The organism is Erwinia pyrifoliae DSM 12163 (assembly GCF_000026985.1).
In the GTDB taxonomy this organism is placed as follows: Bacteria; Pseudomonadota; Gammaproteobacteria; order Enterobacterales; family Enterobacteriaceae; genus Erwinia; species Erwinia pyrifoliae.
Genome location: NC_017390.1, coordinates 626,785 through 651,858, shown reverse-complemented (window position 1 = coordinate 651,858; position 25,074 = coordinate 626,785). Strand labels below are relative to the sequence as shown.

The 25,074-nt window shown below is 54.6% G+C and carries 29 protein-coding genes and 1 other RNA gene; 16 read left to right on the top strand and 14 right to left on the bottom strand.

What is annotated here, in order from left to right; genetic code table 11:
• Positions 1-238 precede the first annotated feature (238 nt).
• On the top strand, positions 239-1,219 hold the full coding sequence (locus tag EPYR_RS02945) for a TerC family protein (protein ID WP_012666923.1): 981 nt from the start codon (positions 239-241) through the stop codon (positions 1,217-1,219).
• Between the two features lie 243 nt (positions 1,220-1,462).
• The gene (sstT, locus tag EPYR_RS02940) at positions 1,463-2,695 is read left to right on the top strand and encodes a serine/threonine transporter SstT (protein WP_012666922.1); all 1,233 of its coding nucleotides are present in this window, start codon (positions 1,463-1,465) and stop codon (positions 2,693-2,695) included.
• 156 nt (positions 2,696-2,851) lie between these two features.
• Here sstT and EPYR_RS02935 read toward each other — a convergent pair whose 3' ends face one another.
• Positions 2,852-3,127 (bottom strand): hypothetical protein, encoded by a 276-nt coding sequence (locus EPYR_RS02935; protein WP_014538533.1) that lies wholly within the window; start codon positions 3,125-3,127, stop codon positions 2,852-2,854.
• A gap of 209 nt (positions 3,128-3,336) precedes the next feature.
• Here EPYR_RS02935 and EPYR_RS02930 point away from each other — a divergent pair, with 209 nt between their 5' ends.
• The 8 genes from EPYR_RS02930 (at position 3,337) to EPYR_RS19915 (ending at position 6,935) form a co-directional block, all read left to right on the top strand.
• Complete coding sequence (locus EPYR_RS02930) at positions 3,337-4,011, top strand: DedA family protein (protein ID WP_012666921.1); 675 nt, start codon at positions 3,337-3,339, stop codon at positions 4,009-4,011.
• On the top strand, positions 4,008-4,400 hold the full coding sequence (gene mzrA, locus EPYR_RS02925) for an EnvZ/OmpR regulon moderator MzrA (protein ID WP_014538532.1): 393 nt from the start codon (positions 4,008-4,010) through the stop codon (positions 4,398-4,400). Before EPYR_RS02930 ends, mzrA begins: the two co-directional genes overlap by 4 nt.
• 166 nt (positions 4,401-4,566) lie before the next feature.
• Complete coding sequence (locus tag EPYR_RS02920; RefSeq protein WP_012666919.1) at positions 4,567-4,938, top strand: DUF1090 domain-containing protein; 372 nt, start codon at positions 4,567-4,569, stop codon at positions 4,936-4,938.
• A 42-nt stretch (positions 4,939-4,980) separates the two neighbouring features.
• Positions 4,981-5,286, top strand: a complete 306-nt coding sequence (locus EPYR_RS02915) for an ElaB/YgaM/YqjD family protein (RefSeq protein WP_012666918.1) — start codon at positions 4,981-4,983, stop codon at positions 5,284-5,286.
• A gap of 1 nt (position 5,287) precedes the next feature.
• Positions 5,288-5,680: a phage holin family protein gene (locus EPYR_RS02910; RefSeq protein ID WP_012666917.1), complete on the top strand. Its 393-nt coding sequence runs from the start codon at positions 5,288-5,290 to the stop codon at positions 5,678-5,680.
• Positions 5,680-5,961, top strand: coding sequence for a YqjK-like family protein (locus tag EPYR_RS02905; RefSeq protein WP_012666916.1), 282 nt, complete (start codon positions 5,680-5,682; stop codon positions 5,959-5,961). Before EPYR_RS02910 ends, EPYR_RS02905 begins: the two co-directional genes overlap by 1 nt.
• A gap of 208 nt (positions 5,962-6,169) precedes the next feature.
• A complete protein-coding gene (locus EPYR_RS02900; RefSeq protein ID WP_014538530.1) occupies positions 6,170-6,562 on the top strand; it encodes a DoxX family protein in 393 nt (130 codons plus the stop codon).
• Between the two features lie 94 nt (positions 6,563-6,656).
• Entirely contained in the window at positions 6,657-6,935 is a 279-nt protein-coding gene (locus tag EPYR_RS19915; protein WP_081441619.1) for a glutathione S-transferase family protein, read from the top strand.
• 34 nt (positions 6,936-6,969) lie between these two features.
• Here the strand turns inward: EPYR_RS19915 and EPYR_RS02890 are convergent, their stop codons facing one another.
• Positions 6,970-7,872: a LysR family transcriptional regulator gene (locus tag EPYR_RS02890; RefSeq protein ID WP_012666914.1), complete on the bottom strand. Its 903-nt coding sequence runs from the start codon at positions 7,870-7,872 to the stop codon at positions 6,970-6,972.
• Positions 7,873-7,996: 124 nt separating this feature from the next.
• Between EPYR_RS02890 and EPYR_RS02885 the strand changes: the two genes are divergently transcribed.
• Positions 7,997-8,701: a pirin family protein gene (locus tag EPYR_RS02885; RefSeq protein ID WP_012666913.1), complete on the top strand. Its 705-nt coding sequence runs from the start codon at positions 7,997-7,999 to the stop codon at positions 8,699-8,701.
• A 249-nt stretch (positions 8,702-8,950) separates the two neighbouring features.
• Positions 8,951-9,190, top strand: a complete 240-nt coding sequence (locus EPYR_RS02880; RefSeq protein WP_012666912.1) for a hypothetical protein — start codon at positions 8,951-8,953, stop codon at positions 9,188-9,190.
• A 443-nt stretch (positions 9,191-9,633) separates the two neighbouring features.
• Here the strand turns inward: EPYR_RS02880 and rnpB are convergent.
• Positions 9,634-10,013: RNase P RNA component class A (gene rnpB, locus EPYR_RS18695), an RNA gene on the bottom strand.
• Positions 10,014-10,045: 32 nt separating this feature from the next.
• On the bottom strand, positions 10,046-10,909 hold the full coding sequence (gene rsmI / locus EPYR_RS02875; protein ID WP_012666909.1) for a 16S rRNA (cytidine(1402)-2'-O)-methyltransferase: 864 nt from the start codon (positions 10,907-10,909) through the stop codon (positions 10,046-10,048).
• Positions 10,910-10,971: 62 nt separating this feature from the next.
• Here rsmI and EPYR_RS02870 point away from each other — a divergent pair, with 62 nt between their 5' ends.
• From EPYR_RS02870 to dolP, 4 genes are read left to right on the top strand one after another with little or no spacing between them, the layout of a single operon-like run.
• On the top strand, positions 10,972-12,996 hold the full coding sequence (locus EPYR_RS02870) for a penicillin-binding protein activator (RefSeq protein WP_012666908.1): 2,025 nt from the start codon (positions 10,972-10,974) through the stop codon (positions 12,994-12,996).
• A complete protein-coding gene (locus EPYR_RS02865; RefSeq protein ID WP_014538526.1) occupies positions 12,954-13,346 on the top strand; it encodes a YraN family protein in 393 nt (130 codons plus the stop codon). Before EPYR_RS02870 ends, EPYR_RS02865 begins: the two co-directional genes overlap by 43 nt.
• A gap of 29 nt (positions 13,347-13,375) precedes the next feature.
• Positions 13,376-13,966 (top strand): DnaA initiator-associating protein DiaA, encoded by a 591-nt coding sequence (gene diaA, locus EPYR_RS02860; RefSeq protein WP_012666906.1) that lies wholly within the window; start codon positions 13,376-13,378, stop codon positions 13,964-13,966.
• An 11-nt stretch (positions 13,967-13,977) separates the two neighbouring features.
• Positions 13,978-14,550 (top strand): division/outer membrane stress-associated lipid-binding lipoprotein, encoded by a 573-nt coding sequence (gene dolP / locus EPYR_RS02855; protein WP_012666905.1) that lies wholly within the window; start codon positions 13,978-13,980, stop codon positions 14,548-14,550.
• Between the two features lie 36 nt (positions 14,551-14,586).
• Here dolP and EPYR_RS02850 read toward each other — a convergent pair whose 3' ends face one another.
• The 10 genes from EPYR_RS02850 to pmbA all read right to left on the bottom strand — a co-directional run bounded on the left by EPYR_RS02850 (position 14,587) and on the right by pmbA (position 24,973).
• A complete protein-coding gene (locus tag EPYR_RS02850) occupies positions 14,587-16,521 on the bottom strand; it encodes a BglG family transcription antiterminator (protein WP_012666904.1) in 1,935 nt (644 codons plus the stop codon).
• A 111-nt stretch (positions 16,522-16,632) separates the two neighbouring features.
• Positions 16,633-17,373, bottom strand: coding sequence for a 2-dehydro-3-deoxy-phosphogluconate aldolase (dagF, locus tag EPYR_RS02845; RefSeq protein ID WP_012666903.1), 741 nt, complete (start codon positions 17,371-17,373; stop codon positions 16,633-16,635).
• Positions 17,370-18,491 carry a DgaE family pyridoxal phosphate-dependent ammonia lyase gene (locus tag EPYR_RS02840; RefSeq protein WP_014538525.1) on the bottom strand — a complete coding sequence of 374 codons (1,122 nt, stop codon included), beginning with the start codon at positions 18,489-18,491 and terminating at the stop codon, positions 17,370-17,372. The genes dagF and EPYR_RS02840 overlap by 4 nt, the downstream gene beginning before the upstream one ends.
• Positions 18,475-19,608, bottom strand: coding sequence for an amidohydrolase/deacetylase family metallohydrolase (locus EPYR_RS02835; RefSeq protein WP_012666901.1), 1,134 nt, complete (start codon positions 19,606-19,608; stop codon positions 18,475-18,477). The genes EPYR_RS02840 and EPYR_RS02835 overlap by 17 nt, the downstream gene beginning before the upstream one ends.
• 46 nt (positions 19,609-19,654) lie before the next feature.
• Positions 19,655-20,299, bottom strand: a complete 645-nt coding sequence (locus tag EPYR_RS02830) for a DUF4310 family protein (RefSeq protein WP_012666900.1) — start codon at positions 20,297-20,299, stop codon at positions 19,655-19,657.
• Positions 20,300-20,312: 13 nt separating this feature from the next.
• Positions 20,313-21,089 (bottom strand): DUF4311 domain-containing protein, encoded by a 777-nt coding sequence (locus EPYR_RS02825; RefSeq protein WP_012666899.1) that lies wholly within the window; start codon positions 21,087-21,089, stop codon positions 20,313-20,315.
• A 33-nt stretch (positions 21,090-21,122) separates the two neighbouring features.
• Entirely contained in the window at positions 21,123-21,422 is a 300-nt protein-coding gene (locus EPYR_RS02820; RefSeq protein ID WP_012666898.1) for a DUF4312 family protein, read from the bottom strand.
• A complete protein-coding gene (locus EPYR_RS02815; protein WP_012666897.1) occupies positions 21,422-21,781 on the bottom strand; it encodes an SFCGS family glycine-rich protein in 360 nt (119 codons plus the stop codon). The genes EPYR_RS02820 and EPYR_RS02815 overlap by 1 nt, the downstream gene beginning before the upstream one ends.
• Positions 21,782-21,790: 9 nt before the next feature.
• Entirely contained in the window at positions 21,791-22,135 is a 345-nt protein-coding gene (locus tag EPYR_RS02810) for a glycine dehydrogenase (RefSeq protein WP_012666896.1), read from the bottom strand.
• 1,497 nt (positions 22,136-23,632) lie between these two features.
• Positions 23,633-24,973: a metalloprotease PmbA gene (gene pmbA / locus EPYR_RS02800; RefSeq protein WP_012666893.1), complete on the bottom strand. Its 1,341-nt coding sequence runs from the start codon at positions 24,971-24,973 to the stop codon at positions 23,633-23,635.
• Positions 24,974-25,074: the final 101 nt, after the last annotated feature.

Sequence of the window (25,074 nt, the reverse complement as noted above, 5' to 3'; positions counted from 1 at the left end):
ATTACTGAAGAATATTGACCTTCGGCGCTCGGCACCCTATCTTTTGCCTTAGCAAAGGGGAGTAACTTCTTCGTCAGTCAATCGTCAACACGACATCCACATGATGTCCGGTTACTGAGCAACCGATACAAGGTTGTAAGTGAGACCTTGCCGGAAGGCGAGGTTTGCTTACAGCAGCAATAATAGAGTGGCTGCCGTCTTCCGACGTTGGCCATTTTTATTTTGCGCGGGATATTATATGAATACTGTTGGTACGCCATTACTCTGGGGCAGCTTCGCTGTCGTTGTCGTGATTATGCTGGCGATTGACCTGCTGTTACAGGGACGTCGCGGTGCGCACACCATGAGCATGAAGCAGGCAGCGGCCTGGTCACTGCTATGGGTAACGCTCTCTCTGTTATTCAATGCCGCCTTCTGGTGGTATCTCACCGGCACCGTCGGGCGCGAAGTCGCCGATACTCAGGCGCTGGCATTTCTCACCGGTTATTTGATCGAAAAAGCGTTGGCGGTCGACAATGTGTTCGTCTGGCTGATGCTTTTCGGTTACTTTGCCGTGCCGGCAGCATTGCAGCGCCGGGTACTGATCTACGGCGTGCTGGGCGCGATTATATTGCGTACCATCATGATCTTCGCCGGAAGCTGGCTGGTCACCCAGTTTAGCTGGTTGCTGTACCTGTTCGGTGCATTCCTGTTGTTTACCGGGATCAAAATGGCGCTGTCGAAAGAGGATGATAGCGCCATCGGCGATAAACCGTTGGTGCGCTGGCTACGTGGCCGACTGCGTATGACCGATAAAATCGAAGGCGAGCATTTCTTCGTGCGTCGAAACGGCCTGCTGTTTGCCACCCCGCTGCTGCTGGTGCTGATTATGGTGGAGTTGAGCGATGTGATCTTCGCGGTCGACAGCATTCCGGCGATCTTCGCCGTGACCACCGACCCGTTTATCGTGCTGACTTCTAACCTGTTCGCCATCCTCGGCCTGCGCGCCATGTACTTCCTGCTGGCGAATGTGGCCGAGCGCTTCTCAATGCTGAAATATGGCCTGTCGGTGATTCTGGTGTTTATCGGGGTGAAAATGTTGATTGTCGATTTTTACCATATCCCGATCGCCGTATCGCTTGGCATCGTCGGCGGTATTCTGGCGCTGACGCTGTTAATCAACGCCTGGGTAAACTACCGCCGCGATCGTAAGGCCGCCCGGGTCAATACCACGCGTTAATCACGGTGTTCACACCAGCGACACGGGGCGAGCATAATAAACAGCCGCCCCGCCCCCGTTAGCGAAAACAGCCCCTTACGCCTGAACGGGCTGTTTCCTGCTGTGTCTTTTGCCACATCAGGCAAAAATTGCGCAATTTTCCCTTTCCCTGTCAGAGCATTTCCTTATACTCCCCTTGGCAAATACCCCATGTTGCCGGCATCTGTGGGCAGCTGAACATCGATAACGACAGTGATTTTAATGATGAGTAAAGAAAATAACGGGCTGATACAACGCCTGATGAACGGTAGCCTGGTAACACAAATTGTGGTTGGGCTGCTGGCTGGCATCGCATTCGCCTGGATATCGAAAAGCAATGCGCTGGCGGTCGGCCTGCTTGGAGAGCTGTTCGTCAATGCCTTAAAAGCGGTCGCACCGTTACTGGTACTGGTTCTGGTTGTCTCCTCCATTGCCAATCATCAGCAGGGTCAGAAAACCCATATTCGCCCGATTGTCATGCTCTATCTGCTGAGCACCTTTTTTGCCGCCGTGGTGGCGGTGGTGGCCAGCCATCTGCTACCGCAAAACCTGACGCTGCAAACCGCCAGTAACGAAATCGTGCCTCCTTCCGGCATTCTCGAAGTACTGCGCGGCCTGCTGATGAGCATGGTCACTAATCCGGTTGAAGCGCTGATGAAAGCCAACTACATCGGCATTCTGGTCTGGGCAATTGGACTGGGCTTCGCTTTCCGCCACAGCAGCGACAGCACACGCGCCTTTCTTAACGACGCCTCCGATGCGGTCACCTGCCTGGTGCGCATTGTGATCCGCTTTGCGCCTGTCGGCATTTTCGGTCTGGTCGCTTCCATTCTTGCCTCAACCGGATTTGATGCACTGTGGCAATATGCCAGCCTGCTCGGCCTGCTGCTTGGCTGTATGCTGCTCATGGCGCTGGTCTGTAACCCGCTGCTGGTGTGGTGGCAAATTCGCCGTAACCCTTACCCGCTGGTATTTACCTGCCTGCGTGAAAGTGGCGTCACCGCCTTCTTTACCCGCAGCTCCGCCGCCAATATTCCGGTCAATATGGCGCTGGCGAAGAGACTGGGTCTGGACGAAGACACCTATACGGTATCTATACCCATTGGTGCCAATATCAGTATGGCCGGAGCATCGATTACCATCACCGTGCTGACGCTGGCGGCGGTACATACATTAGGCATCCACATTGATGTCGGCACTGCTATCCTGCTGAGTCTGGTGGCCTCCGTTTGTGCCTGCGGCGCATCCGGCGTGGCGGGCGGTTCACTGCTGCTCATCCCGGTGGCCTGTAATATGTTTGGTATTCCGAATGAAGTGGCGATGCAGGTGGTGGCGGTCGGCTTTATTATCGGCGTCCTGCAGGATTCAGCAGAGACCGCGCTGAACTCATCGGCGGATATTTTATTTACCGCCGCAGCCTGTATGGCGGAAGACCGCCGGCTGGAGCAAAACGCCTGATAATACGCTTCCCGGCACAGAGCGCCCCCTGATGAAGAGAAAGGGCTTCCCGCATAACGGAAAGCCCTGCATGAAGGCGCTCGGGGCTTGTCAGAACACCAGAAACCCTGAAAAGACACGGGGCTTTCTTCTTTCTGCCTCACAACGTCCGAATCATTAAAACATCAATGAGGCTAAAAGCCTCGCGCCACAAACCACGGTGCGGAAAATATCGCCCCGATGCAGCGAATACTCACCACGCCCGAATGAAAACCCCATATCAACCCTGCCGTATTTGCTAAAAACACGGACTTCACCTGCAATAACTCCCCTGGCAGGCAAAAAAAACGATAATCCGCCTGCCTGATATGCCTCTCGGTGCAAAATACGTTCAGTTATGTCAGCCTGTGTAAAGCTCCTTTCAGACGGTCTGCCACCACGGTAAAACTTCATTGGGTGGGCGTTTCTTACTGTCCTGTCATACGTTATTTTGTTACAGTTGGCCGTCTTTTTTTACCCTTTCAGCACAAGTTAAAAAAGATGCGGTTTTTACGCGCCATGCATTTTATCCGCCCCGTAACTTGCAAAATGCACCAACAAGACGATTAATTAAGTGTGCAAATTGCCGTTTAACGGGCCAATGATGATGTTCAGGACGACTAATGGATATTTTTAAATCTCTTGTACAAGCCCTGTGGCAGCAGGATTACGCCGCCCTTGCAGATCCCTCGCTGGTTTGGGCGATCTATTTCGTGCTTTTCGTCATTTTGTTTCTGGAAAATGGCCTGCTGCCAGCCGCTTTCCTGCCGGGTGACAGTTTACTTATTCTGGTCGGCGTGCTGATCGCTAAAGGCACGATGAGCTTTACCATGACGTTATTTATCCTGACGACTGCCGCCAGCCTTGGTTGCTGGATCAGTTACATACAGGGAAGATGGCTGGGAAATACGGTTACGGTACAAAAATGGTTGTCACATCTGCCCGCGCACTATCACCAGCGGGCGCACCAGATGTTTCACCGTCATGGCCTTTCCGCGCTGCTGATTGGCCGTTTTATCGCATTTGTCCGTACGCTGCTGCCGACCATTGCCGGGCTTTCCGGCCTGAGTAATACCCGCTTCCAGTTCTTCAACTGGGTAAGCGCGTTCCTTTGGGTGCTGATTTTAACCGTGATCGGTTTTGCGATCGGTAAAACGCCGATTTTCCGACAATATGAAGACCAGCTGATGTTCTGTCTGATGTTACTGCCGCTGGTGCTGCTGGTATTCGGCCTGTGCGGTTCATTGTATGTGTTGTGGCGCAAAAAACGGTCTGATAATGAGAAAGGAAACTCATGATAACTGCTCTGCTTAAAAAGTGCGCTCCCCAGCGGCGCTTCTTGCCGTGGCTCGTTGTGGCTATCGTCGCCCTGACAGGGCTGGCGAAAATACCCGCCCTGTTTCGTCACGACAGCACGTTGCAAATCCGCGCCTCACGTCAGGGGGTCTCATTGCCAGACGGCTTTTACGTCTACCAGACACTGAGTACGCAAGGAATTCACATCAAGAGTATTACGCCGGAGCAAGATTCGTTGGTTATCCGCTTTGATTCACCGGAGCAAAGTTGTGCCGCTGAAAGGGTGCTGCGCGAGCTATTTCCACAGGGTTTTGATATTGCTCATCAGCCAGGTCAGGGCGCAACCAGCTGGATAAACCACATCAGCCTGCTTCCACAATCTGTCGGCTAGCCATCAGGCCCCACCGTTCAGGAGGGGTTATCGCTAAAATTATTCTCTGTTTTGAGCTTTCACCATTTTCTGTCTATGCTTTATCGGGCATCAATAGCGGTAACCACGTTTCAGGAACCCGATATCATTACTCGTTGATATCGCTCAAAGGAAGGTCAAGGTTATGATGAAATTATACATCATCTTCAGCATCAGCCTGCTCACTGTCGGTACATTTGCCCATGCCGGTGCATTGTGCCAGCAGAAAGAGCAGGCCGTTCAACATGAGATCGACCTGGCCGAAAAGCATGACAACAAACATCGCATTACTGGCTTGCAGCAGGCATTAAGTGAAATCCGAGCCAACTGTCGCGATAATGACCTGAAAAAAACGCAGCGCGAAAAAATCAGGCATCACGAGCAGAAAGTGACCGAACGGAAACATGAATTACAGCAGGAAATAGCGAAAGCCGGTAGCCGCGAAAAGATTGATAAACGCGAAAAGAAACTCTCTGAAGCTCAACGTGAGCTAAAGAAAGTGCTGGATGCACCGTATTAAGGTCTCTGCCCGACATCACTAAATAAAATTTGAGGAGTTTCAATGTCTAAAGATATCACGTCAGAAAACCTGCGCGCCGAGCTGAAAAGCCTGGCGGATACCCTTGAAGAAGTACTGAGTTCCTCCAGTGAGAAATCCAGATCCGAGCTGGACAAGCTGCGCAGCAAGGCACAGAGCGCACTTAAAGACACTCGCGCTCGTCTTGGCGACTCTGGCGACCTTATCGCGCAAACAACGCGTGAAGCGGCCGGGCGTGCTGATGTTTATGTGCGCGATAACCCCTGGACCAGCGTGGGTGTCGGTGCTGCTGTCGGGGTGGTACTGGGCGTGCTGCTGACGCGTCGTTAATATGGCCGATCATTCGCAAAGCCACGGCCCCGGCAAGGGGGTCATCAATATCGGACAGCGCATAGTCACTACTCTGGTGGGCATGGTTGAAACCCGTGTCCGGCTGGCAGTCGTGGAGCTGGAAGCGGAAAAAGCCAACCTGCTGCAGATGCTGCTGATGGTGGGTCTGACCATGCTGTTTACCGCATTTGGTCTGATGAGCCTGATGGTGCTGATTATCTGGGGTATAGATGCTCAATATCGGCTGATGGCGGTTGCCATCACTACCGGGGTGCTTTTTGCACTGGCGCTGATCCTCGGCTTGTGGACGCTGGTTAAATCACGGCGTTCCACCCTGTTAGGTGCCACGCGTAAGGAGCTGTCGGAAGACCGTAAGCTGCTGGAGGGTGACTAATGAGCCGCAAGCGTGAAGCGCGTAAGGCCGAGCTGCTGCGCCAGATACAGCAACAGCGTTTGGATTTGAGTGCCGGGCGTAACGCCTGGCTGGACAGTACGGCACGCTACGATCACGGCTGGCTGGCTCTGCTTAGCGCCAAACGCTGGCTGGCGCTTGGCGGCGGGATGATGGCTATCTGGTCCGTGCGCAATCCCCGTAAGATCACGCGCTGGGCCAGGCGTGGTTTGGGGGCATGGAGCACCTGGCGCATGGTTCGTAACTATCTGCCCCGCCGTTAATCGCCCCAATTCTTAGCCGCACGCCCCGTGCGGCTGCATTACCTGCAATTTTTTGAACAACATCGACAGATTATCTCGCTAACAATGTTTCCTTAAGCAAACTATCATCTCCAACAACGAATCGTACTCGGCGCTCAACCCGCTTCAGGCACGCTCCTGGTTGGTTATGCCACCTGTATGGCCATCAATTTCTTGTTTGGGGAATATCATGAAAAAATGTGAAGATATCGGTATCCTGGTCGCACGTATCCTGATGCCAGCTCTGTTTATCTACGCCGGTTGGGGAAAAATCAGCGATTATGCCGGGACACAGCAGTATATGGCAGCGATGGGCGTGCCGGGCTTCTTCCTGCCGCTGACGATTTTACTGGAGCTAGGCGGCGGTCTGGCTATCCTGTTCGGCTTCCTGACGCGCTTTACTGCGCTGTTCACCGCAGTATTCACGCTGCTGACGGCCTTTATTTTCCATACCGACTTTGCTCAGGGCGTGAACTCGCTGATGTTCATGAAAAATCTGTCGATTGCCGGGGGCTTCCTGCTTCTCAGCATCACCGGTGCTGGCGCATTCAGCATCGACCGCCTGCTGGGTAAAAACGGCTAAGTCCGCTACGCTGACAGCAATTTTCCTCGCTCGGGCGGCTGGGCCAGCAGCGCTAGCTGGCCGCAGACCGCCTCACCGAAGCGGATACAGGTTTGTGGATCACGCGGGTGACTTCGATCCGATCGAAGTCACCCGCTTCAAATACGACCGATCTTGCATCTGTGATAACCTGAATCTGAACGTTTACTTGCGTAACCTCTATCAAACCGCAGCGCTGGCCGCGACGGTGAATATCGACCACATCAGCCATCACTATTATTGCAGCCACAAAACCATTAATCCTGGCGGGGTCTTTTCACTCGGTTCGTACCACCACCAGGATAAACCTCACGGGCGCGATCGGTGCTTTGAACGTTGGTCTGCTCCCTGCTGAGAACCCTGCCCATAGCCTTTAGCGCTGTTGCGGATTAATTCTGGCGTCGGGCTAGCAGTTTAGGGATTTCCCGCAGGCACCAGGCTTTGGCTTCTCCCATGCTGTCGCGCCGCCAAGCCATAATGATATCGACCTCAAGTTTATATTCCGGACTGACCACGCGTAAACGCCCCTCGGCAACATCCTTTTCTACCATCGTATAGGGCATCGTACCCACACCTAACCCTGCCAGCAGGGCGCGGTGCTTGTCTTCAATGCTACTGACCGTCAGACGCTGCTGCTTGTCGAGCAGCGTCACCGTCAGTACCGGGCGCTCACGCGCGGTATCCGCTACGGCAATACCGCGATACTTGACGCGTGTGGCTTCGGACAGCGGTTCCGGTTCCTGATGGATCGGGTGATCCGGGCTGGCGACATAGACGCTCATCAGGGTAAAAAGCTTACGGGTGTTGATCTCCGACGATGCTCGGAAGTGCATATCCGGGGCGATGACGATATCGGCTCGCCCCTGTTCCAGGCGTTCCCACGCCCCGGCCAGCACTTCCTTAACCAGTGAGAGTTGGGTATTGGCTTTATTCGCCAGTTTTTCTACCAGGGGAAACAGCCGCTCGGTGGACACCAGCGCTTCTGTGGCAATGGTAAGATGGGTTTCCCAACCGCGTGCCAGCGCTTCGGCGTCGGTGGTTAATTTGTCTGCCGCTTCCAGCAGGACGCGGCCGCGTTCAAGCAGCATACGGCCAACGTGAGTAAATTTGGTACGGTGGCCGGAGCGGTCGAACAGCACCACATCCAGCTCATCCTCCAGCTTCTGCATGGTATAACTGAGCGCGGAAGGCACTCTGCCAAGTTCATCTGCAGCCGCCGCGAAGCTGCCGCGACGATCGATAGCATCCATAACGCGCAGCGCTTCCAACGTCAGAGCACGGTCTTTAGCCATAGTCATTCTCTGTCAGGAATTTTGAATATAGCCAGCAGATTAACTGGCTAACAATCCGGCGTCCACAAACTTACCATGACAGAATCAGAAACGGCTGGCAGCACCGCCCTGTAAGGAGATACCTGTGATTGATAGTCGAACCGCTCAACAGTGTGGCACAGCCGATTATGGCTGGTTGCAAGCGCGTTATACCTTCTCCTTTGGCCACTACTTTGATCCTTCACTACTGGGTTACGCATCATTACGCGTACTGAATCAGGAAGTCCTGGCACCCGGCAGCGGTTTGCAACCGCGAACTTACCCCAAGGTGGACGTGCTCAACCTGATTTTGCAGGGTACGGCAGAGTACCGTGACAGCGAAGGTCATTATGCGCAGGCGCAGGCGGGTGAAGCCCTGCTGCTGGCAACCCATCCCGGCGTCAGCTATTCCGAACATAACATCAGTAAAGAGCACGTTCTTACGCGTATGCAGCTGTGGCTGGATGCCTGCCCACAGCGGGAAAACGCGCAGGTACAACGGCTAAATATAGCGGAATGCCGGCCGTACACCCTGGTTGCCTCGCCAGACGGCAGTGCTGGCAGCATGCAACTTCGCCAGCAGGTATGGATTCATCAGCTGGTGCTGAAGCCGGGTGAGAATTACCATCTGCCACTGAACGGGCATCGCGCCTATCTGCAATCGATTTATGGCGCGCTGACGGTGGCCACCCCGTCGCCACAGCACGAAACCCTGAGCTGTGGCGATGGCGCGTTTCTACGTGATGAGCACAGTGTTACCCTGGTAGCGACAACGCCCGTACGCGCGCTGGTGATTGATTTGCCGGTGTGAACACCACAACAATGCATGCCTGTGCTGCTGCCAACACGGCGCCATGCCATTTTAAATTAGCCGTTTGTCCATAAATTCCGGCGCATGACTTGCGCCAAACTATCCGGCGCGGCTAATCCTTATGATGAAAATAGCCGCTGCGCAATAACCCCAAAAATATCGCTGTAACAGATATTAAGGCGGCTGTAAGGGAGATAAATCCGTCCATAGCAGTAATTCATTGCACTGCAATTCACAAGGAAGATCGATATGCCCAAGCAAGACAATAAGTTTGTCAACACCAGCAAACAACAACACTATGAGCTGGAAGACTGGCTCTATCGTAATAGCTTTTCAAAAAAACATGACAACGTTGAAGAGATAAGAAGAATTATCAATACAAAGATAAAACAAGGCGTTACCTCACATAACATCAAATGGGCGGAGCTTGACGCTGCACTGAAAACTCATCCGGAGTGGTTTGCTCTGCTGGTGGCGCCAGGAAAATGAAAAAATCCGCCGCGCTGAGGGGAGCCAGGTAACGGGCAGGTAAAAAAGGATGGGCATAGAGCAAGATGATCTACTGATTGTGCAACCAGCTAAGGGAGACCAACTTTATGCCCGTCCACCCGCTGCGCCAGATGGCATCCGGTGCCGGAGCGCTTTCCACCCGCATCAGCAACACGCGTTATGGCGCTCTTTTTCGTCGTCGCTGGCCATCGATAGTTCCACCGCATCGGCGATATCTGCTGCCTTTTCAGCGGCCCGACCCGTTACCGATTTTTCACCCTGTCATTTGCCATACGGGGTGGTCGGTGCGTTTTGTTTTGAAGAAGTGTGAAGCTGACCGGTAAGCCACCTTCTCTTCATGGAAAGCGTCGTGGACGGTGATTCATCTTGCCGTTCCGGCTGCAAAAACAAAACCCCGCCGAAGCGGGGTTTTGTTTTGAATAGTGTGAAGCTGACCGGTAAGCCGGGTTCTGTCGTGGACAGTCATTCATCTAGGCCAGCAATCGCTCACTGGCTCAAGCAGCCTACCCGGGTTCAGTACGGGCCGTACCTGGTGAACCCCTATTTGGCCTTGCTCCGGGTGGAGTTTACCGTGCCACGAACTGTTGCCAGCCGCGCGGTGCGCTCTTACCGCACCCTTTCACCCTTACCTGATCCCACTTGCGTAGGCCATCGGCGGTTTGCTCTCTGTTGCACTGGTCGTGGGCTTGCGCCCCCCAGGCGTTACCTGGCACCCTGCCCTATGGAGCCCGGACTTTCCTCCCCTCTGTCTGTCTCCCCCGGAGGAGGACGGCAACAAAGCGGCGACTGTCTGGTCAGCTTCGGCGCGAAGTGTATAAGGTTTTTAACCGCTTGTCACTCGCCCTGCTGCTCAAGTGCATACTTATACAACGCATTCTTTTTCACGCCGTGAATTTCGGCAGTCAGCTGAGCCGCTTTCTTCAGCGGCAGCTCGCCTTGCAGCAGTGCCAGCGTGCGCAGCGCTTCAGGCGGCAGGGACTCTTCTTCCGCGTGGTAGCCTTCTACAATCAGTACCATCTCACCCTTACGGCGATTCTCGTCCTCCTGTACCCAGGCCAGCAGCTCGCCGACCGGCGCACCGAAGATAGATTCCCACGTTTTGGTGATTTCACGCGCCAGCACCACATAGCGATCCGGCCCCCAGACCGTCACCATATCGTGCAGACTGTCGAGCAGGCGATGGGTGGATTCGTAGAAAATAAGGGTGCGAGGCTCCTGCTCAAGCGCTTTCAGGGTGTCGCAACGACCTTTGCTTTTCGCCGGCAGAAACCCTTCGTAACAAAAGCGGTCGGACGGTAATCCGGCGGCGCTTAGCGCGGTAATCGCCGCGCAGGCACCCGGTAGCGGCACCACCCGAATACCCGCTTCCCGGCACAGGCGCACCAGATGGTAGCCCGGATCGTTAATCAGCGGCGTACCGGCATCGGACACCAGGGCGATGCTTTGCCCCTCGCGCAAGCGCGTCAGCAGGACTTCGGCTTTCTGCTGTTCATTATGGTCATGTAATGCGAACAGCCGCGCATTGATGGCGAAATGTTGTAGCAACAACCCGGTATGACGTGTATCTTCCGCAGCGATCAGATCGACGCTCGCAAGCACCTTCAGCGCCCGCTGGGTGATATCGCCCAGGTTACCAATTGGTGTGGGAACGATATAGAGCGTGCTGGCAGAAATATCTGCCCGATCGTGTTGTTTCATTGTTTGATCCGCATAGCCGATTTAATATTGAGCATCTTGAAAAAAACATCACTGGATACAGTATGCTTCCTTCGAACGTAGTTCACCGCAAAGCGGTACGTAACGTGCCGCTTCTGCTGGCCGTCCTGATTTTTGCCGGTTGTACCGGCCAGGCCCCACAAACCCCCCCGGTGAATGTGCAGGGCGCGGCCAACGGTACCTCTGACTATTATCTGCAGCAGGTGCAACAAAGCTCAGATGATAACAAGGTTGACTGGCAATTACTCGCAATCAGAGCGCTGTTAAACGAAGGTAAGGTTCCTCAGGCTAATGATGCGCTCATGCAGCTGGCAGCGGATCTGAACGCCGTTCAGCATCAGGAACAGCTGCTGCTGCAGACTCAGCTTGATATTGCCCGCCAAAATTTGTCGGCAGCTGCCGACCAGCTGAAGCAGGTTGATATCAGCACACTCTCACAGGATCAGCAGGTTCGCTACTACCAGATGCAAATCGCCGCCCGTCAGGGACAGCCTTCACTTGACGTGGTACGTGCCTGGATCGCCCTGGAACCGCTGCAAACTCACCCAACGGATAAGCAAAAAAATATCGATGACACCTGGCAAGCGCTGCTGCAAATCCCCCAGCAACAATTCAGCACGCTGACCATCAATGCCGATGAAAACGTGCTGCAAGGCTGGTTAGATCTGCTGGGCATCTATAAAACCAATGCCAGTGACCCGGATATGCTGAAATCGGCGATCGGCGACTGGCAGACGCGTTATCCGTTTAATCCTGCGGCTAAAATGCTGCCCGGCCCCCTGACCCAGGCAAAAAACTTACGCCCTGCCTCGACAGGTAAAATCGCGCTGCTGCTACCGCTAAGCGGACAGGCCCAGGTATTTGCCAACGCCATCCAGAAGGGTTTTAACGACGCGAAAAATGGCGTACTGGCTCCGGCTGCTGCCATATCGTCAACTGCGCAGCCGATGCAGGCACCTGGCGCGCTTCCCGGTGACGCAACCGTGGCGATCAGCCCCTCGGCCAGTCCGGTCGATGCGGCTGCCCAGCCAGCCGAACAGCCGCAGCCTGCTACGGAGCACGACATTGCCACCGCCGCACCGTCCAGCAGTACCCAGATTCAGCTCTACGACACCAACGCGCAGCCCGTCGAACAGGCTTTGACTCAGGCACAAAATGACGGTGCCACGCTGGTGGTTGGCCCATTGCTGAAAAACGACGTCGATAAAATGCTCAACAGCCAGACGGCGCTTAACGTGCTGGCGCTGAACGAGCCGGAGACCGTCCAGAACCGTCCGAATATTTGCTACTTTGCGCTTTCGCCTGAAGACGAAGCCCGCGATGCTGCGCATCATATGTGGGAACAGGGAAAACGCGCCCCGCTGCTGCTGGTGCCCCGCTCCTCACTCGGCGATCGCGTTAACAAGGCTTTTGCCACCGAATGGCAGAAGCTGGGTGGCACCACGGTATTGCAGCAGCAGTTTGGTTCATCAGCCGAGTTGAAACAGGGCATCAACAGCGGCGCGGGTATTCGCCTGAGCGGCAACCCGGTTGACGTGCAGCCGCAGCAACCGGCAGGCATTACCATTGCCGGCTTGACTATCCCGCCACCGCCAACCGATGCTCAGATTGGTGTCTCCAGCAGTAACGGCCGCGTCGATTCAGTGTATATTGTCGCCACTCAGGAAGAAATGATCCTGATCAAACCGATGATCGCCATGCGCATCAGCAGCCGTGATAACGTGGGCCTGTACGCCAGCTCGCGCAGCTATCAGGCCGGTGCCGGCCCGGATTTCCGTCTGGAGCTGGAGGGCTTGCAGTTCAGTGATGCGCCGCTGCTGTCCGGTGCTAACCCGGCGCTGATGCAGCAGGCTGCCAAAATGTTTAATAATGATTATTCACTGGTTCGCCTGTATGCCATGGGCATTGATGCCTGGACGCTGGCTAACCGTTTCAGCGAGATGCGAAACCAGCCGGGCTTCCAGATCAGGGGCGACACCGGCAATTTGAGCGCTAATCAGGACTGCATCATTAACAGGAAGTTAGTATGGAGCCAGTATCATCAAGGACAGATCGTTCCGGCCACCTGAGCCGACAGCAGCAGGGAGCGAACCGTGAAATTCAGGCTCGCCGCCTGCTGGAAACTTCAGGGCTGCATTTTGTCGCCGCCAATGTGCGCTACCGCAGCGGTGAAATTGACCTCATTATGCGCGATAAGCAGGTGTGGGTTTTCGTTGAAGTGCGCTATCGTCGGGATGCGCGGTTTGGCGGCGCCGCCCTCAGCGTGACCCGCAGTAAGCAGCTGAAGCTGTTACAGGCGGCAGCGCTATGGCTGCACAGCCGCAAGCAAAGTTTCGATACGGCCGACTGCCGTTTTGACGTGGTGGCGATAACCGGCGAACAGGTTGAATGGCTGCCCAATGCGTTTACAGCGGATTAAGTCGCCGCGCAAACAACCAGGTGAATGACGTGCTGGAAAGAATAAAAGTCTGTTTTACCGAGAGTATTCAAACTCAGATCGCGGCGGCAGAAGCCTTGCCGGACGCAATTTCACGAGCGGCGCTGACGGTGGTGCAGTCGCTGCTCAATGGCAATAAAGTGCTCAGCTGTGGCAACGGCACCTCCAGCGCCAATGCACAACACTTTGCCGCCAGTATGATTAACCGCTTTGAGACCGAGCGCCCCAGCCTGCCGGCCATCGCCCTCAGCGCCGATAACGTGCTGCTGACGGCCATTGGTAATGACCGGCTGCATGAAGAGATCTACGCCAAGCAGGTACGGGCTTTGGGCCATACCGGCGATATTTTGCTGGCGATTTCAACGCGCGGCAACAGCCGTGATATCGTCAAAGCCGTAGAGGCAGCGGTCACGCGTGATATGACCATTGTCGCGCTGACCGGGCACGATGGCGGGGAGCTGGCCGGCCTGCTGGGGCCACAGGATGTCGAGATCCGTATCCCTTCGCACCGCAGCGCAAGGATTCAGGAAATGCATATGTTAACCGTGAACTGTTTGTGCGATTTAATTGATAACACGTTGTTTCCACACCAGGAAGTTTGAAGGAGCTAAAAATGAAAGCACTATCTGCATGTGCAGTGATTCTAACCGCGTTGTTGTTACAGGGCTGTGTGGCTGCGGTAGTCGGCAGTGCGGCGGTGGCAACCAAAACCGCCACCGACCCGCGCACCGTCGGAACTCAGGTTGATGACGGAACCCTGGAGCTGCGCGTCACTAACGCGCTGTCTAAAGATGCACAGATTAAGCAAACTGCCCATATCGTCGCCACCGCCTATCAGGGCAAGGTGCTGCTGACCGGTCAGGCACCGGGTAGCGAGCTGGCATTACGCGCGAAACAGATCGCCGTAGGCGTCGACGGGGCCACCGAGGTGTATAACGAGATCCGTACCGGTAATAAAGTGAGCTTTGGCACCGCGTCGTCCGACACATGGATAACCACCAAAGTGCGCTCGCAGCTGCTGGGTAGCGATCGGGTAAAATTATCAAGCGTTAAGGTGACCACCGAAAATAGTGAAGTGTTCCTGCTGGGGCTGGTCACCAATGAAGAAGCCAAAGCGGCAGCGGATATCGCCAGCCGGGTCAGCGGTGTGAAGCACGTCACCACCGCTTTTACCCTTCTTAAATAGCGGCTTACGCGGGCGATCGCCGTGTCGGTCGCCCTTTCATCCCGCGCCGTATGTTCCGCCCTGGAACCGATTTAAACAATCCATCGCCACCGCTTTAAAAGCGGCAAAATCCTTGCTGTCTCTTAGCCTTACCATTGCCCTTTCGCGCATAAACGTCACAAACAGATCGTAAATCGCCATCGCTTCCTCATACTCCGTCTTGCCGATAGCCAGCAGAAAAATCACGTACGCCGTTTCATCTCCCCACGTAATCCCCTGTGGAGCCAGCACGGTATAAACACAGGTTTTTTTTGCCAGCAGCCCGAGGGAGTGCGGCAGAGCAATGCCTTCGCCCAGTATCGTCGTGACGATGGCTTCACGCTCTTCCACGGAGGGGTAAAAGGTGTTATCCACCATTCCTTCCTGCTCCAGCTGGTCGCACAGCTGACGAAACAGTAATGAGCGATCTATGGGCCTGTCGAGGATCATAAAGTGGCTGGCATCGAAGAATTTCTCCAGCATATAAGGCCGGGTACGATCCAACAGCACCAGCTTACCAAGCTGTTCCAGCTGGTATTCGGTGGGGAACGGCGACATAACCACCACTGGCTTATCCTTGTCGCTAAGGCGTACGGTAGAGATAACAAAATCCTCTTCGACGCTCGCCTGCAGCGCGTAATCCCGCAGTGAGATAATCTGGTTAACCACGATCTGCGGGTATTTACGCCACAGCATGGCCTGGATCATACGCACGGTAGAATTTCCGGTATCGCATACCAGCAGGATCTGCGGGTGACGCTGGTAGCCAACATGGTAATGACGCTCCAGCCCGACGCCAATGTGCAGTACCAGAAAACCGATTTCATTCTCGCAGATGGTATAGGGCGTGTATTTACTCCAGCTGGACACCGCCGCCAGCGTCACATCCCATGCCAGTGGATAGTGCTGTTTGATATTGGTCAGCAGGGGATTGGGAATATGTATCTGATAGCGCACGCGGGTGATCATCGTTTTAATATGCGTCAGCAGGTCGGCGTGCAGCTGCGGGTCGTTTTGCAGGTTGAAGTTGTAGTGGGTATTGATATAGGTGAGGATATATTCCACCAGCGAATCGCCGTCATCTGCACCGATCGCGCTGGCTGCCAGCTCCTCAACCCGTCGGGCGGCGATATTAACCCGCAGATACGCTTCCTCGGCTGGCGAGATCGCCTTGCCGACGATAGGGCGCATCAGATTGACGATATCGCGAGCCGCAGCGCAAACTTCATCATTCACATCCTCGGCGCTAAAATCCGTTAGCGGATAGCCCTCGCCTATGCGTCGTACCGCTACCGCACAATAGAGGCGCAGATAAAATTCGCCATCATCTGTCAGGCGTATATTAAAGCGCGACAGGCTCTGTTGTAGCAGCGGCTGCAGCCGTTCCAGCATACCGCTGTTAACCCCTTCCCCCCTCAGTAGCGGGCTATCGCTATGCCCAAGTGCTATCTGATACAGCAAATCGGTCAGACAGGTACGCATTGCCACTTCGCTGCCAAACAGCTTCATGCCGTAGCGCGGCTTGGTTTCAATCGCCAGCTGGTAGCGCGCCAGCCATTCCCTGACCTCAGCCATATCGCTTTGCAGCGTGGTGCGACTGACAAACCACTCGTCGGCCAGATCTTCAAGCTTAAGCGCAAAGGCCGAGGTGAGAAAACGGGTTAACAGGTAATTTACGCGTTCCTCTGAAGTGCGCGGCACGCGCAGAGGGGAAGAAGACTGCTGTAACAGTTGCTGATAACGCTGCGCATCAGCAATTTTCAGCTGATAGCCCGCACCACGGCTGAGTACAAAGCAGGCCGTATAATCCGTCAGCAGCTCATTGAGCGCGTTAATATCGGTACGCACCGTACGCGTAGAGACATTAAGACGCCGCGCCAGCTCATCCTGCGGCAGCGTTTCGTTTTGCAAGATAGTGAACAGCTGAGCCAGTCGTTGGTTAGGAAATCTCACAAGTTGCCACTTGTCCCGTTGGCGGCTAAAGGGAAACGAATACTTTCCTCAAGCCTAACTTTTTTCGTGGTGAAAAAATAGCCCCAGAGTGAACATGGGGCCGGGTTGATGTCAATCCACCAGCTGCTTCGTTATCGTCAGCAGCCTTGCCACGTCCTCTGGCCGCGTAAGGCCAGTGCTTTTATCAATTATCGAGCTGTAGATATGCGGGATGATCTTACTGACGCCAGCATCCAGCGCGGACTGCAGGATCGCAGCAAAGTTATTCAGATCGATGCCACCGGTCGGTTCCAGCCAGAAGTCCTGTGCCGCGCAGGCGGCGGCCACCGCCTTAAACTCGTCAAGAGTTTCCAGGCCACCCATCGGGAAGTATTTCACTGAACTGCCGCCCATATCCTTCAGTAGCGCCACCGCCGTAGCCACCGGAACAATGCCGTCTGCCTGCCTGCTACTGAGCGAGCCGGTGGAAATCTTCACCATCCCAGGCTGGCCGCTGGGTGAGATTAACCCGTTAACCACCGTCTGCGGCTGCCCAAGCAGCGCACGCGCGGTCGCCACGCCGGTAAACACCTGGTTAACGTGCTGCGGCTGGATACGGGCGGCGATTGCGCTAACCATTGTTGACTGGTTCGGATCGCCAGCACCAAGACCAACCGACAGCGCGTTATTGATCAATGCCGCGTATTCGCGCATATCGGTCACCGCGCTGTCCACGTCGCCATAATCCTTCGACAGTACGCCGACCAGCACATGGCCTTCGGCCGCTTCCCAGATATCACGGGCGTTCTGTTTTGAACCGGCCAGAACGTTCAGGCATACCCGGTTACGGTAAAATTGTGGTGTCAGCGTCATGCGCGTTTCTCTCCAAAAAGCAAAGCGTGAATACAGGTAAAAATAGTGTGCAGTTGATCGACGGTCACGCTGCGGACGTCCACCTCGACGATGCCCTCGTTAGCCTTGTAGCCACGGAAATAGATAGCGATATCGCCGGTTCTCAGCGACTGGACGATCTCCCCGGTGGTGCGCCCCACGGTCGCCTCGTCGAAGTGGATTTCCGCACGGGCGATATCCCGTCCCGCTGCATCCCACACCACGCGCGCCTCGATACCCGGCAGCTGGTTAAGATTAGCGATAAAGGGCGTCATTTTTTCTACCATCTGCGCCCCGGTGGCCTTCTCACGCAGCAGGTAGTTTTCAATCGCCAGCGTCAAACCGAGAATGCCCTCTTTGCCGACCTTCATCGCTCGGCCAATGCCCTGCGACTGCCTTTTCACCCATTCGACATACTGCGTTTTGCCGACAACCAGCCCGCTGGTCGGTCCTTCAATTGCTTTGGCACCGCTGTAGATAACCAGATCGGCACCCGCGTTATAATAAGCCTGTAAATCTTCTTCAGCAGCAGCGTCAACAATTAGCGGTACACCGTGCTGATGCGCCACCACTGCCGCCTGCTCCACGCTAAGATGACTTTTCTGCACACAGTGGTGCGACTTGATATACAAAATCGCAGCGGTTTGCGCAGTGATCGCTGCTGAAAGCTGCTCCGCTGAGCATTCGTTAGCATAGCCAGCTTCCACCAGCCGCCCCCCGCCTAATGCCACCATGGTACCCACCGGAGCGCCGTAGTTCACGTTGTGTCCTTTCGGCAGCACGATGTCGTGAGCCACGGCTAACGGGGCAACATGCAGGTTATCCAACAGCCAGGCGTTATCCTTGATAATCAGCGCGGCCACCGACTGGGCAAGCCCCGCCGACGCACAGGAAACCACCACCGCCGCCTCACAGCCCAGCAACCCGGCGATACAGGCACCGCTCTTATTCACCAAATCGTTGATTTCAAAGTAGTGATTCAAGCCAAACTTCACCGTTTCCACCACATCCGCACTCGGGGTAGAAACACCAAGAAGGGTCATGCGGCCGGAAGCGTTAATCACCTGCTTTAAGCCATATTTTTCATAAACTGAGGTCATTACGTTTTTTCCCTTCGTCGGTCACGAACTCCTGTCCGCCGACCACGGCGGCCAGCGGCACCAGTTGCATTTCACCGGGCAACGTCTGCCCGTCAGCATCACTGAACAGGCAAACTGCCTGCTGCAGGTCAAAAATCGTCAAGTCAGCGACATAACCCGGTTCGAGCCGCCCAATCCCTGCCAGCCGCAGTCCGTCAGCAGCATGCGCGGTCACGCAGTCGATCACCTGTGGCAGCGTCATGCCGATATGCAAAAACTTCGACATAACGTGCGCCAGGCTATGCACCGGGCCGTTAACACGGTTGCGGCAATAAATATCCGAACTGATGGTGTGCGGCAAAATCCCCTGCGCAATCGCCGCCCGCGCCACCGCAAAGCTGAAGCTGGCGCTACCGTGCCCGACGTCAAGCCGCACCCCGCGCTGCAATGCGCGTGTGATGGAGGCACGCAAAATACCCGAGGGGGTGAGGATGCGGTTCGGCTTGCCGTTATAACAGTGGGTGATAATGTCGCCAGCAGTCAGTAGATCGGCGATCTCATCAAGATCCGGCGGATCGTTACCGATATGAACCATCAGTGGCAGCGGCCCGTTCTCCTGCTGTATCGCTTTGGCGTGCTCTAACGGTTTAATACCGTTTTTTTCTACCACGCTACTGCTGATACGCGCCTTGAGGCCACAAATAAAACCCGGATGTCGCTGCAGCGCGGCTTCCACCGCCTTCCCGTCCAGGCTGGCCATATCGGCCAGCTCGTTCTGGGTGAGGATGCCGCTGCGGGCAATATTCAACAGTGCATATACCCTGGTGTTGGCACAGCAAGTCAGTTGAAAAAAGTCATCAATATCGTCGGCTCCGGTACTGCCCGCATCAACTACTGTCGTCACGCCAGTTTCCACACCGATGCGATCGGCTTCATCATGGTAAATCGGTGATTTCGGGTAACAGTGGACGTGTGAATCAATCCACCCCGCGCTTAGCCAGTAACGCCCGGCCAGATGCCACTCACGCCGTGCCGAACCAGACAGCGTGCCAACGGCGGCAATTTTACCCTCCTTTATCGCAATATCGCTCAGTGAACCGTTACTCAGACGGGCCTGGCGAATAATCAAATCAAACATTGCGCACTCCTAAGCGTCGCAGCGGGCTGTCACTCCACAGGTGAGTTTAAAGTGCGACCGGGAAGATAGCGCCCAGCAGCATTGCACCGAGAATGGCCCCACCAGTAATCGGTTTATTCCACAGATAGAACAGCAGCGAGCCGAACAGGGAACCGAGGCCAATGGGAATTGATGCACTCATGGCAGACAAAATGATCAGTGGACCGAGGAAACGACCTGCTGCATTGCCTGCCCCCATCATTACGTCAGCTCCGTAGGTGGAGTCGCTGTTATTGATGGTGAATTTGCGCGCCAGAATGATCAGGTAGCCCACCGCCAAGCCGAGCGCCAGGCCGGTAACCAGCGCAGCGGCAAAGTTCGCCACCGGGTAGATAATCCCTGCCCCCAGCAGCAGCGCCGGTACGCCCAAGCCGATACCAGTCTGGATGGCACCACCAATATCGAGAATGCCGACCAGAGAACCTTCTATGATGCGCGCAAACAGAAAACTGGCACCGAAGGCCGCTACCGCGCCGTAGACGCCGGTTTCCATGCCGGAACGCAGCATTGAGACGAAAGCCACCTCGTTAAATGCCCCCAGTCCATAGACGTAATACATATGCGTGCCGGCAAACACCCCGGCGGAAAGCAGGCCGACAAAGATTGGAAATGACCAGTCCGCATACCAGAAACCGCTTTTTGACTTATCCATTGCCATCGTCCTTTTACTTACCGCTCAGGGAGTTGTGGAGCATATCCAGCCATATGGGCACGCCGAGCTGGAAGGATTGCAGCATCTGCATATCGAAACCACGGAAGAAACCGCTCAGCACAAACAGCAGGATAATGGCTACCATCATCACCCCGGTGACGCGATTCCAGCCGCTCTCCTCCACCCCTTTACCGATCAGGATGCCCAGCACCAGCCCCGGCACGGCGTTACCCATCATCAGCTGCGCTAATCCGCCAAAAATGGTGGCCCAGAAACCCGACTTTTTACCGGCGTCGATTGCCGCCAGCCAGAACAGCACCGGCATCACGGTATTCACCAGCAGATTAGCCGCCGGAACCAGCACCTTTACGGCGGTCACCTGCAAAGCAGCAGGCACGGCAGATGCAGTGGAATTAAGAAACGCCACCACAATCATGCCGATGAGGCCGCAGGCTATCGCCATTTTCTTCGGATCATGCAGGGTTTGCGCCAGGTTACGGTTTTTCACCATTAGCGCAGCCGCCCCCCAGTTGGGGATGATGCGATGGTCAACATCCTGGGTGAAAGAGCCTGCTGCAACGGAAGAGGCCCAGGCATTAAAGAAAAACCCCAGACCGAAGGAGAAGTGAGAGGCCGGATCGCCCTCACAGGAGTTCAGTTCACCGAGGGTACGAAATGCGCCCATGCCCTGCGTAGTGGGTGCATGGAACATACGTGCAGCGCCGGCTCCCACCCCCACACCGACCAGACCGCCAATAATTAACGACTTAAATAATATGATTAAAAACATCCACTTTCCCTTTGATGTTGTCGCCAAATATTGCTAGTTATTAACGGTGAACTCCACCCGATCGGTAGCAATCGCTGCAACATTTACTACGATCTCCAGCTCAACGCTGTACAGCCGTTTTTCACGCGCCAGGAAGAAAAAAAGAAACTTTTCCTTACTGACGCCCACCCCGGCACGCAGCACTTTCACCTCAACCGGCTCAATACGCAGCAGAACCTTATTGCTGGATTTCAGCACCGTGTTTTGCACCTGACTCAGCGCATCGGCAAAAGCTTTAGTTTTGCTGTTGCCTTTGCCGCTGACCTTCACCGTGGTGGTGAATTGCTCTTTCATCAGCCTTGCTTCTTGTGCCACGCCTGCACCAGGCGCTCACCCAGCTCTTCTTTGTCCATAAAGCCAAAGCCGAGCACGGTTGCACCTTCATTGATGGCGGTAACGCCTTCCTCTATGGAACGCATTCCATGTTTCGCCTTAAAGCCATATTTGTTCTGAGCCGTAATAGCACCAGCACCGCCGCTGCCGCAGAAGGAGATGCCGAAATCGGCGCTTTCTGCGTTCATCACATCTCCCAGCTTCATATCTGCCGCCACGCCCGGTACTACGATAGCTTTGCCGCCCGCTTTCTCAATACCTGCGGCGACTTTCTGACCCTTACCGAGACGGTCGCCGATAACAACGGTGATTTGAGGCATAGTGACTCCTTAATTTTGGTTTTCTTTGGCAACTTCAAAATGCACCGATAGCAGCCATGACTCTTCAACAGGCAGATTGCCAAACAGATCGACCACCTGCTGCGCCAGCGCCGTCGACTGCGGCGAAATATCTTCAAACAGGTCGGCTGCTATTTCAGGCAGCGCTTCACCGGTTAGTGAGCGCAACGCCATCGCCCGTACGTGGGACGCCAACATCTGTTGCTGTACCGGATTGGGTTGAATATTTCTGGCCGCAAACAGGCCGGCAATTTGCTTCATCACCCGTGCAGCCAATCGCTGAATATCGCCACCACATTCTGCCACTGCACTCACCGGCACCGTTCCTTTACTCACTGTCATTCCCCTTATTCGCAATGCAAATAAACTAGCCCGACGACGGCGGACTGTATAGAACGACTTTTTCCGCCGCGAAGTGGAAATAAATGGGTAATGGCTGACCTGAGTCGCAAAAAGCGTTGAAAGGTGTAAATATAAAAGCGCAAAGTGAGATAACTCACATGAAAACAGGGATATTTGCGCGCCGCTAAACGCCGTGTGGGGAAGGCGACTGACATTTTGTCTTAGCCTTATTCGTGATTCGTGCGGGATGGATTATGCGCCTGAGTTACACCTCAGCTGAACATCTGAAATCAATTGCACTATCCCCCCTATCATTAACGGGAATTAAAGCGTTTTTTGATATATTTGTTAATATTTAACGAGGAGACTCAAGTTCCTAATCAATAAATATGAAATTCAGGAATGATAAACTTTACTAAAATATCCTCTCTCTTTTTATGGGCGTCTGTGAAAGCTTCTCCAAAGCCAGTAAAAGGTAATTTTCTCATGTCAAATATCACCGGAGTTAAAAGCTCTTCGAATGAGCTTGGCATTCTCCTGAAAGACTTCGTCGGCGGTAATTCAACCAGTTTGTACGCCAGTGAGGAGAGGCTAAAAGATGAACTCAATACTTTCTTTGGTCCGTCTCGAAATCCCGTACCGGGGAACAACGACTTTCATGCAGCGTTAAATTCGTCAACAGCTGCAGTTGGCGTTGCACGCATTACCAAGCGCCAGGCTCCGCAACCGGGCCTNGCTGAGAAGTTAATTGCCTGTAAAAGTCAGCTTGATCAAGCCCGGCAAGGCAACGAATCCAGCCCTGGGTTAAAGCCGTCAGCAGCTGCAGTTGACGTTGCACACAGTACCAANCGCCAGGCTCCGCAACCGGGCCTNGCTGAGAAGTTAATTGCCTGTAAAAGTCAGCTTGATCAAGCCCCGAAAGGCAACGAATCCAGCCCTGGGTTAAAGCCGTCAGCAGCTGCAGTTGACGTTGCACACAGTACCAAACGCCAGGCTCCGCAACCGGGCCTCGCTGAAAAGTTAAAAGCTGTCGTGGACGCTGCCCGTGAAAGTCAGCTTAATCAAGCCGCGCAAGACAACGAATCCAGCACTGGGTTAAAGCCGTCAGCAGATTCTGTTCACGTTAAACAAAGTGTAAAGCGTCAGGCTCCGCAACCTCCCGTACAGGCGAATCAGGAGGTTGATAAAGCACAGCTGCTGTCAGAACTCGAAAAAACCAGGCAGGGCGCCCCACCCACTGCTTCAATAAAGGCCTTTATGGTGCAACTGGCTTCTGTCAGCCCTTTGAGACGGAAACTATGAGTGATTCGAATCCTCATTCAGGTTGGCGTTTGCCCTCAAAATAGTGTTATCACCCGGATTGGACATATTTATGGCGAGCATCGTGAGCGGCGTAGTTTGCCTGTAAGAAGCTTCAGTTGCTCACTTACGAGAGGGATAAGGGCAACGGTTTTCACCGTCGCCTTATCAGTACAGAGATAAGACGGGAAATTACTGCCCGGCTATCTTCATTTCAGGTAACAGAACCGACCCGCACTGAATATTGCTGCGCGTCTCAGTATCGCTACCCACCGAGACCATATTGCGCCACATGTCTTTCAGGTTGCCCGCGATGGTAATTTCACTCACCGGATACTGAATAACGCCATTTTCTACCCAAAAACCTGATGCACCTCGAGAATAATCGCCGGTAATCCCACTGACGCCCTGCCCCATCAGCTCAGTAACCAGCAGCCCGGTTCCCAGCTGCTTCAGCATGTCATCAAAACTGTGCCCCTGCCCGGCAATGCGCCAGTTATGAATTCCACCCGCGTGGCCGGTGCTCTTCAAGCCCAGCTTGCGCGCCGAATAGCTGGTCAGCAACCAGTTCTGCAACACGCCATCTTGGATGATGTCGCGCCGCTGGGTGCGCACGCCCTCGCTGTCGAACGGGGTTGAAGCCAGCCCTTTCAGCAGGTGTGGATGTTCTTCAATGGTCAGCCATTCGGGGAGGATCTGCTGGCCTAGCGAGTCAAGCAGGAAGGTTGATTTGCGGTAGACGCTGCCGCCGCTAATCGCCCCAACCAGATGACCAAACAGCCCGGTAGCCACTTCAGCGGCAAACATGACTGGCGCTTTCATCGTCGACAGTTTACGCGGCGACAGGCGCGATAGCGTGCGGCGTGCACACTCTTCACCGACATATTCCGGCGACTTGAGGTCTTCCATCGCACGACCAATGGTGTAAGCGTAATCCCGCTCCATATCCCCATTCTCTTCCGCGATAACGCAGCTGGAAAGCGAATGACGGCTGGAGCAATAACCCTGAATCATTCCGTGGCTGTTGCCAAACACTTTAATGCCGACGTGGCTGTTAAAGCTGCCGCCTTCGGTATTGGTAATGCGTTTATCTGATTTTAACGCCGCCTGCTCTGCGCGTGCCGCCAGTTCAATAGCGCGATCGGCATCGATCTCGCTCGGATGAAACAGGTCGAGATCCGGGGCAGTAAACGCCAGTAGATCAGGATCCGCCACGCCGGCATAAGGATCCGCCGAGGTGTAGCGCGCAATATCCAGCGCGGCCTGCACAGTGCGCTGAATGGCATCATGGCTCAGGTCAGTAGAAGACGCGCTGCCTTTACGATTCTGATGATAAACGGTAATGCCCAGCGCGCCATCACTGTTAAATTCAACATTTTCCACACTACCGTAGCGCGTGCTGACGCTGATGCCGGTGGTTTTAGTGACCGCGACTTCCGCTCCGTCGCTGCTGGCTTTTGCCAGTTCGAGTGCTGTCGCTACCGCCTGTTCCAGGGTTTTACGCTGTTCTGCAACTTGGGAGAGTAATTTCATCGACCTGCCATATAATTAAAAAGGGTGATTTTTCGGCAGTTTAGCCTGCGGGAAAATCGCGCTATGGTGATTAAGTTAATTTGAGTCTAACAGACTCAGAG